This window comes from Candidatus Clostridium helianthi (genome assembly GCF_045310795.1).
Classification (GTDB): domain Bacteria; phylum Bacillota; class Clostridia; order Clostridiales; family Clostridiaceae; genus Clostridium; species Clostridium helianthi.
Genome location: NZ_JBJIAB010000002.1, coordinates 193,934 through 210,009, shown reverse-complemented (window position 1 = coordinate 210,009; position 16,076 = coordinate 193,934). Strand labels below are relative to the sequence as shown.

Below are 16,076 nucleotides of genomic sequence, written 5' to 3'. Positions count from 1 at the left end.
AAAGTTGAGAGGGAAAGGGTATGGGTGACAGAAAAATTGTAATTAAAAAAGATATAGTAAATGCGCTGCAACAACTTGGTGTAAAAAGTGGACAAAATATCATAGTTCATACTTCAATGAAAAGCTTTGGATTTGTTTGTGGAGGCCCACAGATCATAATTGAAGCGTTAATAGAGCTAGTTGGAAAAGATGGAACCATAATTATGCCTACACAGACATGGAAAAACATGGACCCAACATATGGTGTACATTGGGAGGAACCAATAGAGTGGTGGGATATTATAAGAGATAATTGGCCAGCTTATGATAAGGATATTACTCCAACAAATACAATGGGAGCAGTAGCAGAAATGTTTAGAAAGTGGCCAGGTGTTTTAAGAAGTGATCATCCTGTAAGGTCTTTTGCTGCATGGGGAAAAAATGCACAATATTTAATAAACAACCATGATTTAAGCGATATTTTTGGCGAAAGTTCTCCAATTGGGAAATTATATGATTTAGATGGATATGTATTACTATTGGGAACTGGATATGATAAAAATACATCTATTCATTTAGCAGATGAAAGAGCTGATTACCCATCAAAGCATATGGAGGAAAACAGTTGTGCAATGATGAAAGATGGTGAGCGTAAATGGGTTACGTATTCAACTTTATATGTTGATGGTGAAGATTTTGTAGATATAGGAATAGATTTTGAGAAAAAGTATAGAGTTAAAAATACAAAAATAGGGAATGCGAATGTAAGATTCATGAGACAACGAGAAATTGTAGATTTTGCAGTTGAATGGATTGAAAAAAATAGAAAATAATCATATAGAATAATATTATAATGAGAAAATTAAAAAATTACGACAATTAATAATCAAATGTCGTGATTTTTTTAATATAGAATAATACAAATTGCAATGTCTTATAGGTCTAATTAAATATTGTTTTTCTTTCAATATTATTTAATATCTAAAACAATTTCCTCAACTTTAACATTACTAGTTTTTAGAATATTACTTTTTAATTTTACCAGATTTTTTTATTATATGTATTGACTTAGAGTTAACTCTAAAATCTATAATTAAATTAGTACATTAGCTTATAAATAATTTGGAGGGACTTAAAATGGAAAAATCGAAAGTATATTTTACTAATATGCAAGCAACAGCTAAGGAAAATTTGCTACAGAAGTTAAAACGTTTAATCAAGAGTGCAGGAATTGATCAAATTGATTTTGAGAAGAAATATGCAGCAATTAAAATTCACTTTGGGGAGCCAGGAAATGTAGCATTTTTGCGTCCTAATTTTGCTAAAGTTGTGGTAGATACTATTAAGGAATTAGGAGGAAATCCATTTTTAACAGACTGCAATACTCTATATGTAGGAGGCAGAAAGAATGCTTTAGATCATTTAAATTCAGCATATGAAAATGGATATAGTCCGTTTTCAACAGGTTGCCATATATTAATTGGAGATGGTTTAAAAGGGACTGATGAAGCATTGGTTCCAGTTACTGGTGGGAAATATGTAAAAGAAGCTAAAATAGGACATGCGATTATGGATGCAGATATATTCATATCATTAAATCATTTTAAAGGACATGAGTTAACAGGTTTTGGAGGCGCTTTAAAAAATATAGGTATGGGATGCGGTTCGCGCGCAGGAAAAATGGAAATGCATAGTAGTGGAAAACCTAGTGTTTATGAAGATAAATGTGTTGGATGTGGTATGTGTGCTAAAAACTGTGCACATAGTGCAATAAGTTTAACAGATAAAAAAGCACTCATCGATCACAGCAAATGTGTTGGATGTGGTCGTTGCATAGGAATTTGTCCAATGGATGCTGTTATGCCAGCGTCAGATGAATCAAATGATATTTTAAATAAGAAAATAGCTGAATATTCATGGGCAGTATTAAATGGAAGACCAAATTTTCATATCAGCTTGGTAATTGATGTATCACCATATTGTGATTGTCATGCGGAAAATGATGTACCGATTGTTCCAGATGTAGGTATGTTTGCATCCTTTGATCCAGTAGCATTAGATGTAGCTTGTGCAGATGCAGTAAATAAGCAGCCAGTTATGAAAGGTAGCCTTCTTGAAAAGAGTGGTTGTAAGCATAATGATCACTTTACTGATGTTAGTCCAGAAACAGATTGGAAAGTTGCTATTGACTATGCTGTGGAATTAGGTTTAGGCAGTAAGGAATATGAGTTGATAACAATTTAGAGATAAACATATTTCTGAAATTTTAGAAATTATATTATTTAATTTTAGTAATCTACAAATAAAAAAATATAGATTTATACCTGCAGGGATGCAGGTATTTTTTTATAAATTAAAAAAAATATGCATCAAATCAAATAGAAAAGCGTTATATATTTTATAATTTAGTTTCTGTAATGTAATTTTATTAAAAGTGCTAACGTTCTAGAATACTAAATGTAAATTTATCACAGTTATGTATTTAGAGTTTTGAATAATAAGCATTGGATTATTAAATACTAACCTTGTAAATAATTTTAACTGAGATGAATGGAGGCAAGTACAATGTTTAAACACGAGAAACCATTACTTAGAGATGTAAAAGTAGAGAGGCCAAATCCACAATATGCTGTGTTGATGCAAGAACAGCTAGGTGGTGCAAATGGTGAGCTAAAGGCAGCACTGCAATACCTTTCACAAAGTTTTAGGGTAAAAGATCCTGAAATTCATGATTTATTTTTAGATATTGCAGCTGAAGAATTAAGTCATATGGAAATGGTAGCACAAACTATAAATTTACTAAATGGACATGAAGTTGATTATACTAAAACTCCTGGAGGAGAAATAGAGACTCACGTATTGACAGGTCTTGCGCCAGGACTTATTAATGCATCAGGACATCCTTGGACTGCAGATTATGTTAATGTTACAGGAGACATTGCAGCAGACTTATTATCTGATATAGCAGCTGAGCAAAGAGCAAAGGTTGTATATGAATATTTATATCGTCAAATTAATGATAAATACGTAAAAGAGACAATAGATTTTCTATTAAATAGAGAGGAAGCACATAATGCACTCTTTAGAGAAGCATTAAATAAGGTGCAAGATAGAGCATCAAATAAAGATTTTGGTGTAACAAAGGATTCTAGATTATACTTTGACTTATCAACGCCTGGAAGGTATTTTGACGATCCTGAACCAACACCTCCTAGTTTTAAAAACCCACGTGAAAATAGTAGGGAAACTTCTAGGTCTTAGCAAGTATAAAGATCCTATGCTGAAATTATGTATTATTAATTTGGCATAGGATTATTTTATTGCATTAGATTGAAGTAAATGGATTATATTACAAAAGCCATACGTGGTACTTTAAAAAATTAATATATATTGCGATTAAGCTTATAAATTATATTAATAACTGAGCTTGTAGATTACTAGAGACTTAAATGTAAATTTACTATCACAACATATATTAGGATAGACAGAATTTTATGAGTGGATATTAAATGATGCTATTGCTTAGTAAAAGATATTACATTTTAAAATAAAAGTTATAAATTATATGGACAAGTGTAATAAGTTTGTGGTAGTCTAGAGTTGTAAGTAGTCGTTAATAATAAGGATAGTATTTTGTTAAAAGAATTTTAATAAAGATGTAATATAAAGTTTGTTGGTAGGAGGATAAAAGAATGTATTTTAAAGAAAAACATGGTTTTCCGGATGATTTTTTATGGGGAAGTGCATCTGCTGCATATCAGGTAGAAGGGGCTGCAGAAGAGGATGGAAAAGGAAGAAGTAATTGGGATGAGTTTGTAAGAATCCCAGGAAAAACATTCAAAGGAACAAATGGTGATGTAGCTGTTGATCATTATCATCGATATAAAGAAGATATTGCATTAATGGCGGAAATGGGATTAAAAACATATAGATTCTCTATATCTTGGCCAAGAATTTATCCAAAAGGAAAAGGTGAAGTTAATGAGAAGGGATTAGAATTCTATGATAATGTGATAGATGAATGTCTAAAATATGGAATAGAGCCAATGGTTACAATATATCATTGGGATTTACCTATAGCTTTACAGGAAGAATATAATGGTTGGGAAAGTAGAAACATAATTGATGATTATGAGAATTATGCTATTACTTTGTTTAAACGATATAAAGATAAAGTTAAGTATTGGATAACATTAAACGAACAAAACATATTTACAAGTCTTGGATGGGTAATGGCAGTGCATCCACCAGGAAAGAAGAACGATTTAAAGATGTTCTATCAAGTAAATCACCATGCAAATTTAGCTCATGCAAAAGCAGTACTTGCTTTTAGAAAAATAGTGCCAGATGGTAAGATAGGAGCAAGCTTTGCATTTTCACCTAGCTATGCAATAGACTGCAATCCAGTAAACAATATAGCAAAGGCAGATTATGATGATTTGCAATCATTTTGGTGGATGGATGTTTATGCATACGGAAGATATCCAAAAGCTGCATTAAAATATCTGCAAGGTCAAGGGGTAGCACCTGTATTTGAGGATGGGGATGCGGAACTTATGAAGGCAGCAGCCCAAGTAGATTTTATGGGAGTTAATTACTACCAAACAGCAGTTGTTGAGTATAACCCAATTGATGGCGTTGGAATGGCTGAAATGAATACAACAGGAAAAAAAGGATCAGCACAAGTTAGTGGAACTCCTGGATTATTTAAAAATCCTCCAAACCCATATTTAAAAACTACAGACTGGGATTGGACAATAGATCCTATGGGTATAAGAATGTGCTGTAGAACTATTACAAGTAGATATGATTTACCAATAGTTATTTCTGAAAATGGATTAGGAGCATTTGACAAAAAGACTGAGGATAATAAAATTCATGATGACTATCGTATAGCGTACTTGAAGGCACATATAGAAGAATTAAAAGAAGCTATTAATGAGGGATCAGAAGTGATTGCATATTGTACATGGTCTATAACAGATTTATTAAGCTGGTTGAATGGCTATCAAAAAAGATATGGTTTCATTTACGTAGATCGTGAAGAAGAAGAAGGCGCTTCAATGAATCGTTATAAAAAGGATAGCTATTATTGGTATGAAAATGTCATAAAGACAAATGGAGAAGAATTATAAAATAGGTAAGTTTATAGATAAGCTTAAAGGAGTTGTTGATTTTATCAATAACTCCTTTAAACTTATCTATTTTAGTTTATAAATTAATGGTCAAAAATTAGCGGATTAATAACTGTATATAAGATTAGAAATACTAAATTTTTAAAATAGAATACAAAAATAGAAAGGAATTATTAATATTATGTGGAATTTAGTAACTATATTTTATTTTATTAATATTATCGCAGAAAAATAGAAGAAATTTTGAAATAAAATAAGAAAAATGTTGCTAAATGGAGGGGGATGTATTGAAGAATTTAAAGATTAGAACAAAATTGATGTTAATGGTGATAATACCATTGATTGCAGTTATATTTTTGTCTATAGAAGGAATACTAAAAATCACAAATACGTATAGTACATTAACAGATATGTATTATGAAAAATTATATAAGGTAAATAGTCTTATACTAAATGCAGATAGAGATATGTATCAGGCTCTTGTTGCTCAGAATAATTTAAGTTATGCGAACATAAGTGAATCTGATAAGAATAAGAATATAAAAGATTTAAAAGATAACATAGGTCAAGCAAAAGATAGAACAAGTAATGCTATAAATATGTTACTTCCAATTAAGGCATCTTTACAAGATATTAAACATAATGAAAGCAACAAAAATGTGTTTGAACTTTACGATGAATTTAAAAATAATTATCAAGGCTGGTTAGATAGTTTTGATGTAGATACAGGAGAGGTAAAAAATAAGGAACAGTTTAATAAAAAGTTTGCTGAATCTAGGGAGGACATAAATCAGATAACAGATGTAATGGAAAAGGCAGCAAGTGAAACTCAGGGCAACATGAAGGAATCCATAGATTTTACTAAAATTCAATTTGTTGTGTTGGGAATTTTCTCTGTTTTAATAACTTTGTTTGTTGGAATATCAATATCAAGAGATTCATCAAAAGTGTTATTTAAAATAAAGAGTTTAGCAACTAGACTTTCGAATTACGATTTTTCAGAGGATTTAGTTTTAAAGAGGTATGATGAATATGGACAAACAGCAGATACTTTGAATAAGGCACAGCAAAATGTACGTGAACTTATAAGTGCAATAACTGAAAATATACATAATGTAAATTCGTCCAGCGAAAATTTGACTATATCTGTAAATGAAATAAGTAATAATTTAATTGCAGTAAATGAAGAAACAAAGAAAATAAATACGAGTGTTCAAGAAAATAGTGCAATTGCAGAGGAGATATCTGCATCTGTAGAAGAAGTAAACTTGACTGTTAATATATTATCTGAAAAGGCAATGGATGGGACAAGTAATGTCACAAATATAAAAGCACGGGCAAATACCGTGGAGAATAGTAGTAATAAGGCAATTCAATCTATAAGTAAAGTATATCATGAGAAGGAAGAAAAGATTATTAAAGCCATTGAAGAAGGAAAGGTAGTGCATGAGATTGGGATTATGGCTAATGCTATTTCTGAAATAGCTGAGCAAATAAACTTGTTATCATTAAATGCTGCAATAGAAGCTGCGAGGGCAGGAGAACAAGGAAGAGGTTTTGCTGTAGTGTCAAAAGAAGTTAGAAAACTTGCAGATCAATCTTCAGAAGCAGTTGAAAATGTTAAAAAAGTTATTGGAAAAGTAGAAAAATCTTTCAATGACCTATCTTTAAGTAGTAATGAACTTTTACAGTTCATGGATGTGGATGTAAATAAACAGTTTGAGGAATTTTCGCATATAGGAAAGCAGTATTATAAGGATGCAGACTTCGTAAATTCCATGTCCTCTGAATTAGCAAAGATGTCTGAAGAAATTAATGAGGTAATAAGTCAAGTATCAGATGCAGTTCAACATATGGCTCAAATGTCTCAAAAATCTTCTGAGAGTACTAACAATATAGAAAATAGTTCGAGTAATTCAATCTCTTCCATGAATAATATTTCAGTTACTGCAAAAGAACAATTTATGCTAGCAAAGAAATTAGAAGAGACTATAAAGAAATTTAAAATATAATTTCTAGGAATTTCAGTTATCAAATATTAAGAAATAGATGTACAGTTCATATAAAAGATTTTAATTATTTCAAGTGATTATTTTCCATAAGTGAATTGTACATTAATTCATAATGATGGTAGTACTTTATATTTCGACAATCAAGACAACGTTAACAAAGGGGTTTTTATCTGAATTTAGTATCTTTAACAAATTAAATGAATAATGGAAAATAAAGATGTCATATAGTCAAATTATATAGAATTTATGTTATATAATATGTCAAAATATAGTTTTCGATTGTTCAAGATTATGGTATTATAGTTATAGGTTGTAGATTCCAAATGATTAAGAAAAACGACAAAAAATGTAATTATATGTTATATTGCTAATAAAAAATAACATTTAATCATATGACGTGCGAAGAACAATAAAGGGGGACAAACATGGATATATTTTTAGTAATTGGTCTTATTGGAGGGTTAATAATTGTAGTTGCAGCCATGCTGGAAAAGGGAGCAAGTCTTCAAGTACTTATGAGTGCTGAAGCGATGCTGGTAATCATTGGTGGTACTGTAATAGCCTTGCTAAATTCTTTTCCAAAAGGAGAGTTTACTAAGCTTCCTAAGATTTTTGGTGTTCTTTTTAGTGCTAAGGGGCAAGAAGATCCAGCTGAAATTATAGCACAGCTTGTAGAGATGTCTCAGACAACTAGAAGAGATGGATTATTATCTCTTGAAAGTACAATACAAGGATTAGAAAATAAATTTATGAAAAAAGGATTAGAAATGGTGGTTGACGGGCTAGAACCAGATCTTATAAAGGAAGTTCTAGAAATAGAGATTGAGAGTATGGAGGATAGGCATCGTCTTGGCGCAACAGCGTTTACAACAGCAGGTGGTACCGCGCCAACACTTGGAGTTCTAGGAGCGGTTATAGGATTAATAGGTGCTCTTGGAAATCTTAATGATATCGAAAAACTTGGAGAGAGTATAAAATCAGCCTTTGTTGCAACTGTTTATGGTATCTTTACTGGATATTTAATATGGCATCCATTTGCAAATAGGTTAAAGAGAAAATCCCAAGAAGAAATAAAAAATATGAATATTATGCTTGAAGGAATTTTAGCTATTCAGGCAGGAAATAATCCAAAGAGTATTGAAAGAAAGCTAGTGGGAATGCTTGAGCCAAAACAAAGAATAAGATTTGAAGAAAATAATAATGATAACTAGTTAAAAGGAGAAAAGTGATGAGTAAGAAAAAGCAACATCATGAAGAGCATGTAGATGAAGCATGGCTTCTTCCATATTCAGACATGTTAACACTTCTGCTAGCGCTATTTATCGTTATGTTTGCCATGGGACAAACAGATAAGGCAAAACTTCAGTCAATGGCTAAAGAATTTAATATAATATTTGCCGGTGGATCTGGTGTTATGCATCAAGATGGTAACTCTGCAATTCCTTTGGAGGAGTCTGGTGTTAGTGATAATAAGACTGAAGAAGATAAAATGACTGAAGTTAAAAAGATGATAGAAGAGGAAATTAAAAAAGAAGGCTATTCTGATAAAGTTAAAGTTGATCTTAATAATGAAGGATTAGCAATTTCTATACAAGATGTTGTACTTTTTAATTCAGGTGAAGCAGATGTATTAAAAGATGTATCACAATTGCTTTTAAAAATTTCGCATATGCTTTATGGGCTAGATAATGAAATAAAAGTTGCGGGGTATACTGATAATGTGCCAATTAATAATGGGAAGTTTCGTTCAAATTGGGATTTAAGTGCTATGCGTGCTATAAATGTGTTGAATTATATGGTTAGTACAGGTGGTATTAATCAGGAGAAGATATCAATACAGGCTTATGGAGAACATATGCCTAAGGCATCTAATGCGACAGAGGATGGAAGAGCTAAAAATAGAAGAGTGGAAATTTTTGTGGTACGTAAATACCCAGTGCCTACAGAGGAGAAATCAAATTAACTAAATAGGAGCTAAGAGATTAATAAGAAATTTTACATATAGCTAATTCAGAGCATTCAATCTATAGAGATTGAATGCTCTTTTTATATAAAATTCAGGATATTTTGTGCAATTTGCATTTATATGTAGTATAGTAGTGCATTTTGCATCAAAATCAATGACTTAAGTGACTTAAAAGATTGCAATAAAAAATTTAATATAGAATATAGAGAGATTAACGTTTTATATAAGAAATATGCAAAAAAGGGGGGAATTAAAATGTCAGAAAGCTTTATAAATGAATCTATGTTAGATATGTATATTTTTGAAACAACCCAGCTTATAGAGCAATTAGAGCAACTAGTTATTGATGGAGAAAAAGAAAATGGGTTCTCAAATTCGATAGATGAAATATTTAGAATTATGCATACAGTCAAAGGATCATCAGCTATGATGCTTTTTAATAACATTTCTGGACTCTCTCATTCTGTTGAAGATTTGTTTTATTATCTTAGAGAAAATAAGCCAGAAGAAGTGGATAATAATATATTAAGTGATATTGTGTTAGATTCAATTGATTTTATTAAAGGCGAAATTTCTAAAATTCAGCAAGGAAATACGCCAGATGGAGATTGCACAAATAAAATTACTAGTATAAAGGAGTTTTTAAATAAACTCAAAGGAATAGAAACAATTGATAGTGATACAGCTCCTAATGAGAATAAATTTGAGCAGCAAAAATTTTTTATAACCAGCGCAAAAAGTAAAAGGGACGCATCTAATCAAAAATACAAAGCTAAAATTCAATTTTCAGAAGATTGCGGAATGGAAAACATAAGGTGTTTTGGTATTCTTCATAAACTATCAGAAGTAGCTGAAATAATATGTAGCTCACCAGAAAATATAATAGACGATGATGAAAAAGCCTGTGAAGAAATCAGGAAGAATGGGTTTAAAATATATTTTTCTTCAGATTTAAATCTAGAGGATGTAAAAACAATTCTGAATGAAACTGTTTTTTTAAGTGCACTTGATATTAGCTTAATGGGGGAAGACGATGACGCCTTTTTAGATAATAAAGAAGTTATTGAAGAGGTTGCGATAGAAAAAGAATGTAGTAAGAAGGAAGAAGAAAAGAAAAATATAGCAGAGGAAAAGAAAAATGAAAAAACATCTTCTAATCATGGATTTATAAGTCTAAGTGTAGCTAAGGCAGATAGGCTTATGGATCTTATTGGGGAGTTAGTAATTTCGGAATCAATGGTTACACAAAATCCAGATTTAATTGGGCTTGAAATAGATAATTTTCAAAAATCAGCAAGGCAACTTCGTAAAATTATAGCAGAAATGCAGGATACAGTAATGTCAATAAGGATGGTTCCACTTTCTGCAACTTTTCAAAAGATGAATAGAATTGTTAGAGATATGAGCAAGAAAATGGATAAGGAAGTCAAATTAACGATCATAGGAGAAGAAACAGAAGTAGATAAAAATATAATTGAACATATATCAGATCCATTAATGCATTTAGTTCGTAATTCTATTGATCATGGAATAGAGACAGTAGAAGAAAGAATTGATAAAGGAAAACAGCAAGTAGGAAATCTGGTGTTAGAAGCTAAAAATGCAGGTAGCGATGTCTTAATTATAGTAAAAGATGATGGCAGGGGTCTAAATGAAGAAAAGATACTAGAAAAAGCAAGAAACAATGGATTACTTACTAAAGATGAAAGTGAAATGAGTAAAAAAGAAATATTTAGTCTAATATTTTTGCCGGGATTCTCAACTAAAGAGGCCGTATCAGAGTTTAGTGGCAGAGGAGTAGGGATGGATGTTGTAGTAAAAAATATTGAAAAGATAGGGGGAACGGTCAGTATAGATAGTGTGTTGGAATTTGGTACAAGTATCACTATTAAGATACCATTAACTCTTGCAATTATAGATGGAATGAATGTAAGAGTTGGAAATTCCAGATACACTCTTCCAACTAGCTCTATAAAAGAATTTTTTAGACCAAAAGAAAGCGATATTATAAAAGATCCAGATAATAATGAGATGATTATGGTTAGAGGTCAATGCTATCCTATACTTAGATTGAACGAGCATTTTTCTATAAGAACTGATACAGATAAATTGCCAGATGGGATTCTAATAATGATAGAGCAGGATGAAAAGTGGGTATGCATTTTAGTAGATGAGTTATTAGGACAACAGCAAGTAGTTGTTAAAGCGCTTCCGAACTATATAAAAAACATTAGAAATATTAAGGATTTGGCTGGATGTACTCTTTTGGGAGATGGGAATATAAGTTTAATAATCGATATGGACGGATTAATGACAACAGTATAAATAGTAAAATTTAAGTTTAATTTAAAATAAGTGGTTAATGGAGGTAAAGAATATGAGGTGGTTAAACAATATAAAGGTTGGAACAAAATTAATAATTGGATTTATTGTAGTGGCTTTATTAGCTGGAATAGTTGGTGGTATAGGAATTACAAAAATAAAAAAGATAGATCAAAACTATACTAACTTGTATACTAATTATGGAGCATCAATTGCGGATGTTGCTAATGTATCTATATCTTTTCAAAGACTTAAGATAAATTTGAATAATATTACAATGTATAGAGATGGAAGAGATATGAGTGATTATGCTAATAGAATAAAAAATTATGATGCAAAAATTCAGGAAAGTTTAAAAAAATTTGAAGGTTCACTTCAAAGCGATGAAGCAAAAGCCGAGTTTTCTAATCTTAATACACTTTTAGGCAAATATGATGAAATAAAGGATACGATTATAGAGTTATCTCTTTCAGGCAAGAAAGATGAAGCTCTTGCTTTAATGGGACAGGACTCAACACAAAAGCTATCTGATCAAATAAATAATTCTGTAGATAATTTATTTCAATTAAAGGAATCAGGGGGATTTAGTAGATCAAATGAATATTCAGCAGAGGTTAATAATGCTGTTGTGACTATGATTTTTGTAATAGTCGCAGCTATAATTATAGCCCTATCACTTGGCATTATGATTTCAAAAGCTATAAGTAACTCTATATCGAAGCTTATGACTGTAACAAGTGAAATCAGCAAAGGAAACTTAGATGTAGAGATTATTAATAATTCAAAAGATGAAATTGGTATATTATCAGAAGAAATGAAAAGAATGAAATATAGATTAAATGAAGTAATTGGTCAGATAGGCTTTGCAGCAGAACAAGTTACAGTTGGATCTAGACAAATAGCAGATTCAACTATAGCTTTATCACAAGGGGCTACAGAGCAAGCAAGTGCTGTTGAAGAATTAACAGCTTCTATCGAAGAAATATCTTCTCAAATATCAGTAAATGCTGAAAATGCTAAAAAGGCCAATATTATAACAGATAGTACTAAAACAAATGCAGGGAAAAGAAATAATGAAATGAAATTAATGCTTAAGGCAATGGATGAAATTAACGTTTCTTCTAATAGTATATCAAGAATTATTAAGGTGATTGATGAAATTGCATTTCAAACGAATATACTTGCTTTAAATGCTGCTGTAGAAGCTGCTAGAGCAGGTCAATATGGAAAAGGATTTACTGTGGTAGCTGAAGAAGTTAGGAACTTAGCAGCAAGATCAGCAAAGGCAGCTAAAGAAACTACAGAAATAATAGAAGAATCAATTATTAAAATTCAAGATGGAACTAATATAGCAAATCAAACTGCAGATGCGCTCGAAAGTATTGTTAGTGATATAGAAGAGGTTGCAAAAATAATTAATGGTATATCAGATGCCTCTGAAGAACAAGCTACAGGAATTTCACAGATATCACAAGGAATAATACAGATATCACAAGTTGTACAAAGTAATTCAGCAACTTCAGAAGAAAGTGCAGCTGCAAGTGAGGAATTAGCAGGTCAGGCAGAAGTTTTAAAAGAACAAGTTCAAATGTTTAGATTAGCAAGTGATAGAGGCTCGGTGTCTAATTTTAACAATGATTATATTAACCATAGTGCTCATAATGATATAAGTAAAAGTACAAGAAACTTAATTGAGGAAAATGATAAATATTTAGAGAAAAAAGCATCAAATACTAAAAAGATAATACTTAGTGATAATGAATTTGGAAAATATTAGAGATAAGGTGATTATATGATTTCAATTACAGAAAAAGAATTTGCTCAATTATCCAATTATATAAAGGAGAACTATGGGATTAATCTCAGAGAAGAGAAAAAAATGTTGGTAATTGGAAGGCTCCATAACGTGTTAGCAGAGCATAATATAGAAGATTTCTCTCAATATTATCAATATGTAGTTTCTGATAAGAGTGGAAAGGCAGTTAGTACGCTTCTCAATAAAATTACAACAAATCATACATATTTTATGCGTGAGAAAGCACATTTTGACTACTTGAGAGAAAAGGTACTTCCTTATTTGGTTAATTCAGTAAGGGATAAAGATTTAAGAATATGGTCAGCTGGGTGTTCTTCTGGCGAAGAGGCATATACTATTGCCATGATATTAAGCGAATTCTTTAAACAAGAAAAGTTATGGTGGGATAAAAAAATACTAGCGACAGATATATCCGAAAAGGTATTAAGCATTGCTAAAAATGGAATATATCATAAAGAACAAATCGCACCACTACCGGAGATGTGGAAGAAGACTTATTTAAAAAAATATGATGAGGAAAATTTCGTATTTTCAGAGAATATTAAAAATGAAATAATATATAGAAAATTTAATTTAATGGAAGAAGTATTTCCGTTTAAGAAAAAGTTTCATGTAATTTTCTGTAGAAACGTAATGATCTATTTTGATAATAGAACAAAGAATGAGCTAATCCGTAAATTTTATAACAGCATGGAGTACGGTGGATATCTTTTTATAGGGCATTCGGAATCACTAAGTGGTGATACAGCTGGATTTAAGTATATAATGCCATCTGTATATAGAAAGGAATAGGGTTATCTTAAGATAATTTAAAGGGCTAAGAAGGTGAAGTTAATGAGATCAATTAGAGTTTTAATAGTTGATGACAGTATAGTATTTAGGGAAGCAATATCAAGAGGAATATCGACGGCACCTAATATAGATGTTGTTGGAAAGGCGGTAGATCCCTATGATGCTAGAGATAAACTATTAGAATTAAATCCTGATGTTATGATTTGTGATGTACAAATGCCAAAATTAAATGGTGTAGAATTTATTAAAAGGCTTCTTCCTCAATATAAAATTCCAATAATAGTTGTAAGTTCTATAAGCGATGTAGTCTTCGATGCTATGGATGCAGGAGCAGTAGACTTTTTAAGTAAGCCTGATGCTAGAACTCCTAATGGATTTGAAATTTTTATTAATGAGTTGATAGTCAAAATTAGAGGAGCAGCAAATGTAAATCTATCTGCTAATTTAGGGCAGATTTCAAAGAGTGGTAGCAATGGGGGAATGGAAAAGAGCATAAATGCTAAAAATAAAGTGATTGCTATAGGAGCATCTACTGGAGGAACAGAAGCTATTTATAATCTATTAAAAAATCTTCCAAAAGATATTCCTGGAATAATTATAGTGCAACATATTCCTCCAGTGTTTTCTAAAATGTTTGCAGATAGATTAAATTTGCAAACACAATTTACTGTTAAAGAAGCTCAGACGGGAGATACTATTGAGCCAGGTAAAGTTTTGATAGCACCAGGAGATAAACATATGAAACTTAAGAAGGCTGCGGATAAGTACATTGTAGAAACTATTCAAGGTAATAAAGTTAATGGACATTGTCCATCTGTAGATGTACTTTTTGAATCAGTGGCTAAGGTAGCATCGAAAAATGCCATAGGAGTTATTCTAACAGGAATGGGGCATGATGGAGCAGTGGGGCTTATGTCAATGCGAAGAGCAGGGGCAAGAACTATAGGGCAGGATCAGAAATCCTCTGTTGTATATGGTATGCCAAAAGTTGCTTTTGAAATTGGAGCTGTTGAAAAGCAAGTAGCTATTTCAAACATACCTAATGTTATTTGTGATATGTTAAAATAAAAATGGACTATTTATACTAGTCCATTTTTTACAGCATAAACTGCAAGTTGAGTACGATCTCTTAAACTAAGCTTTGAAATTATTTCTGTAATAATATTTTTAACAGTACCTTCGGCAATAAATAAAGATGATGCAATTTCTTTATTATCTTTTCCATCAACAATCATAGATACTATTTTTAGTTCTCTTTCAGTTAATGATATATTTATACCATTAATATCAATAATTTTTTTCTTAGCTTTTTTATTTTCTTTACGCAGATTTAATATCATAGGACTTAAGATATCTTTAGTAATTATGCCAAGTCCTAGTGAGGTGCTTTTTATAGATAGTATAAGTTCCTCAGTACTTATATCTTTTAAGATATATCCGTCAGCACCATTACTTATAGCATCTGTGACATCAGATTTATCATTAGATGCAGTTAAAACTAGTACCTTAACCGATGGAAGTTCTGCTTTTATTAGTTTTGTGGCTTCCGTACAATTACATATAGGCATAGACAGATCCATTAAAACAACATCAGGCATATATTCTTTACATAGATTATATGCTTCATTTCCATTAGTAGCGCAAGCTACAACTTTTATATCACTGTTATTTTCAATTATGTTTTTAAAACTTTCTCGTAAAAGTTTCTGGTCTTCTGCAATAATTACTCTTGTCATATACGAACCCTCTCTTTACCCAAATAAGCAATATATTAAATTTTCGTGAAAAGTAGACAAATAATATTTATTAAATCTAATGAAAACACAGATTAATCGTTTGTAGATTCTAATATAAATTATAACATTTTACAAATACATGAACAATGTATAAAGCTAATCTTAATTAAACTAATAAAATTTTATGTGTAGAGATTTATTAATTTAATTTTTGAATTAAATTATAAAGGTTAGGTCACTATTCGCGGTAAAAATAGTTTATAAGTGTCAACTATATGAAGCGGATTTTAAATAAAAATGCAATCGGCATATTTATAC

Annotated in this window: 12 protein-coding genes; 11 read left to right on the top strand and 1 reads right to left on the bottom strand. The window is 30.9% G+C overall.

Annotated features, from left to right (window positions below; genetic code table 11):
• Positions 1 to 20 precede the first annotated feature (20 nt).
• The 11 genes from ACJDTP_RS02550 (at position 21) to ACJDTP_RS02500 (ending at position 15,090) form a co-directional block, all read left to right on the top strand.
• A complete protein-coding gene (locus ACJDTP_RS02550; protein ID WP_406760405.1) occupies positions 21 to 812 on the top strand; it encodes an AAC(3) family N-acetyltransferase in 792 nt (263 codons plus the stop codon).
• A gap of 304 nt (positions 813 to 1,116) precedes the next feature.
• Positions 1,117 to 2,223: a DUF362 domain-containing protein gene (locus ACJDTP_RS02545; protein ID WP_077842005.1), complete on the top strand. Its 1,107-nt coding sequence runs from the start codon at positions 1,117 to 1,119 to the stop codon at positions 2,221 to 2,223.
• Positions 2,224 to 2,544: 321 nt separating this feature from the next.
• Positions 2,545 to 3,240 (top strand): manganese catalase family protein, encoded by a 696-nt coding sequence (locus tag ACJDTP_RS02540; RefSeq protein WP_077838580.1) that lies wholly within the window; start codon positions 2,545 to 2,547, stop codon positions 3,238 to 3,240.
• 431 nt (positions 3,241 to 3,671) lie between these two features.
• Complete coding sequence (locus ACJDTP_RS02535; protein WP_012060985.1) at positions 3,672 to 5,114, top strand: glycoside hydrolase family 1 protein; 1,443 nt, start codon at positions 3,672 to 3,674, stop codon at positions 5,112 to 5,114.
• 287 nt (positions 5,115 to 5,401) lie between these two features.
• A complete protein-coding gene (locus ACJDTP_RS02530; protein ID WP_406760404.1) occupies positions 5,402 to 7,126 on the top strand; it encodes a methyl-accepting chemotaxis protein in 1,725 nt (574 codons plus the stop codon).
• A gap of 425 nt (positions 7,127 to 7,551) precedes the next feature.
• On the top strand, positions 7,552 to 8,337 hold the full coding sequence (motA, locus tag ACJDTP_RS02525) for a flagellar motor stator protein MotA (protein WP_039773013.1): 786 nt from the start codon (positions 7,552 to 7,554) through the stop codon (positions 8,335 to 8,337).
• A gap of 17 nt (positions 8,338 to 8,354) precedes the next feature.
• Positions 8,355 to 9,089, top strand: a complete 735-nt coding sequence (locus ACJDTP_RS02520; RefSeq protein ID WP_173709272.1) for a flagellar motor protein MotB — start codon at positions 8,355 to 8,357, stop codon at positions 9,087 to 9,089.
• A gap of 258 nt (positions 9,090 to 9,347) precedes the next feature.
• Positions 9,348 to 11,417 carry a chemotaxis protein CheW gene (locus tag ACJDTP_RS02515; protein WP_406760403.1) on the top strand — a complete coding sequence of 690 codons (2,070 nt, stop codon included), beginning with the start codon at positions 9,348 to 9,350 and terminating at the stop codon, positions 11,415 to 11,417.
• A 52-nt stretch (positions 11,418 to 11,469) separates the two neighbouring features.
• On the top strand, positions 11,470 to 13,191 hold the full coding sequence (locus ACJDTP_RS02510) for a methyl-accepting chemotaxis protein (protein ID WP_406760402.1): 1,722 nt from the start codon (positions 11,470 to 11,472) through the stop codon (positions 13,189 to 13,191).
• Positions 13,192 to 13,206: 15 nt separating this feature from the next.
• A complete protein-coding gene (locus ACJDTP_RS02505; RefSeq protein WP_171772854.1) occupies positions 13,207 to 14,022 on the top strand; it encodes a CheR family methyltransferase in 816 nt (271 codons plus the stop codon).
• Positions 14,023 to 14,064: 42 nt separating this feature from the next.
• Entirely contained in the window at positions 14,065 to 15,090 is a 1,026-nt protein-coding gene (locus ACJDTP_RS02500; RefSeq protein WP_173709269.1) for a protein-glutamate methylesterase/protein-glutamine glutaminase, read from the top strand.
• A gap of 11 nt (positions 15,091 to 15,101) precedes the next feature.
• Here the strand turns inward: ACJDTP_RS02500 and ACJDTP_RS02495 are convergent, their stop codons facing one another.
• Positions 15,102 to 15,758 (bottom strand): response regulator, encoded by a 657-nt coding sequence (locus ACJDTP_RS02495; RefSeq protein WP_406760401.1) that lies wholly within the window; start codon positions 15,756 to 15,758, stop codon positions 15,102 to 15,104.
• Positions 15,759 to 16,076 lie beyond the last annotated feature (318 nt).

Excerpts from the sequence above, each read along its gene's own strand:
- ACJDTP_RS02550 (WP_406760405.1), top strand. The coding sequence starts at position 21 with ATGGGTGACAGAAAAATTGTAATTAAAAAAGATATAGTAAATGCGCTG.
- ACJDTP_RS02545 (WP_077842005.1), top strand. The coding sequence starts at position 1,117 with ATGGAAAAATCGAAAGTATATTTTACTAATATGCAAGCAACAGCTAAG.
- ACJDTP_RS02540 (WP_077838580.1), top strand. The coding sequence starts at position 2,545 with ATGTTTAAACACGAGAAACCATTACTTAGAGATGTAAAAGTAGAGAGG.
- ACJDTP_RS02535 (WP_012060985.1), top strand. The coding sequence starts at position 3,672 with ATGTATTTTAAAGAAAAACATGGTTTTCCGGATGATTTTTTATGGGGA.
- motA (WP_039773013.1), top strand. The coding sequence starts at position 7,552 with ATGGATATATTTTTAGTAATTGGTCTTATTGGAGGGTTAATAATTGTA.
- ACJDTP_RS02520 (WP_173709272.1), top strand. The coding sequence starts at position 8,355 with ATGAGTAAGAAAAAGCAACATCATGAAGAGCATGTAGATGAAGCATGG.
- ACJDTP_RS02515 (WP_406760403.1), top strand. The coding sequence starts at position 9,348 with ATGTCAGAAAGCTTTATAAATGAATCTATGTTAGATATGTATATTTTT.
- ACJDTP_RS02510 (WP_406760402.1), top strand. The coding sequence starts at position 11,470 with ATGAGGTGGTTAAACAATATAAAGGTTGGAACAAAATTAATAATTGGA.
- ACJDTP_RS02505 (WP_171772854.1), top strand. The coding sequence starts at position 13,207 with ATGATTTCAATTACAGAAAAAGAATTTGCTCAATTATCCAATTATATA.
- ACJDTP_RS02500 (WP_173709269.1), top strand. The coding sequence starts at position 14,065 with ATGAGATCAATTAGAGTTTTAATAGTTGATGACAGTATAGTATTTAGG.
- ACJDTP_RS02495 (WP_406760401.1), bottom strand. The coding sequence starts at position 15,758 with ATGACAAGAGTAATTATTGCAGAAGACCAGAAACTTTTACGAGAAAGT.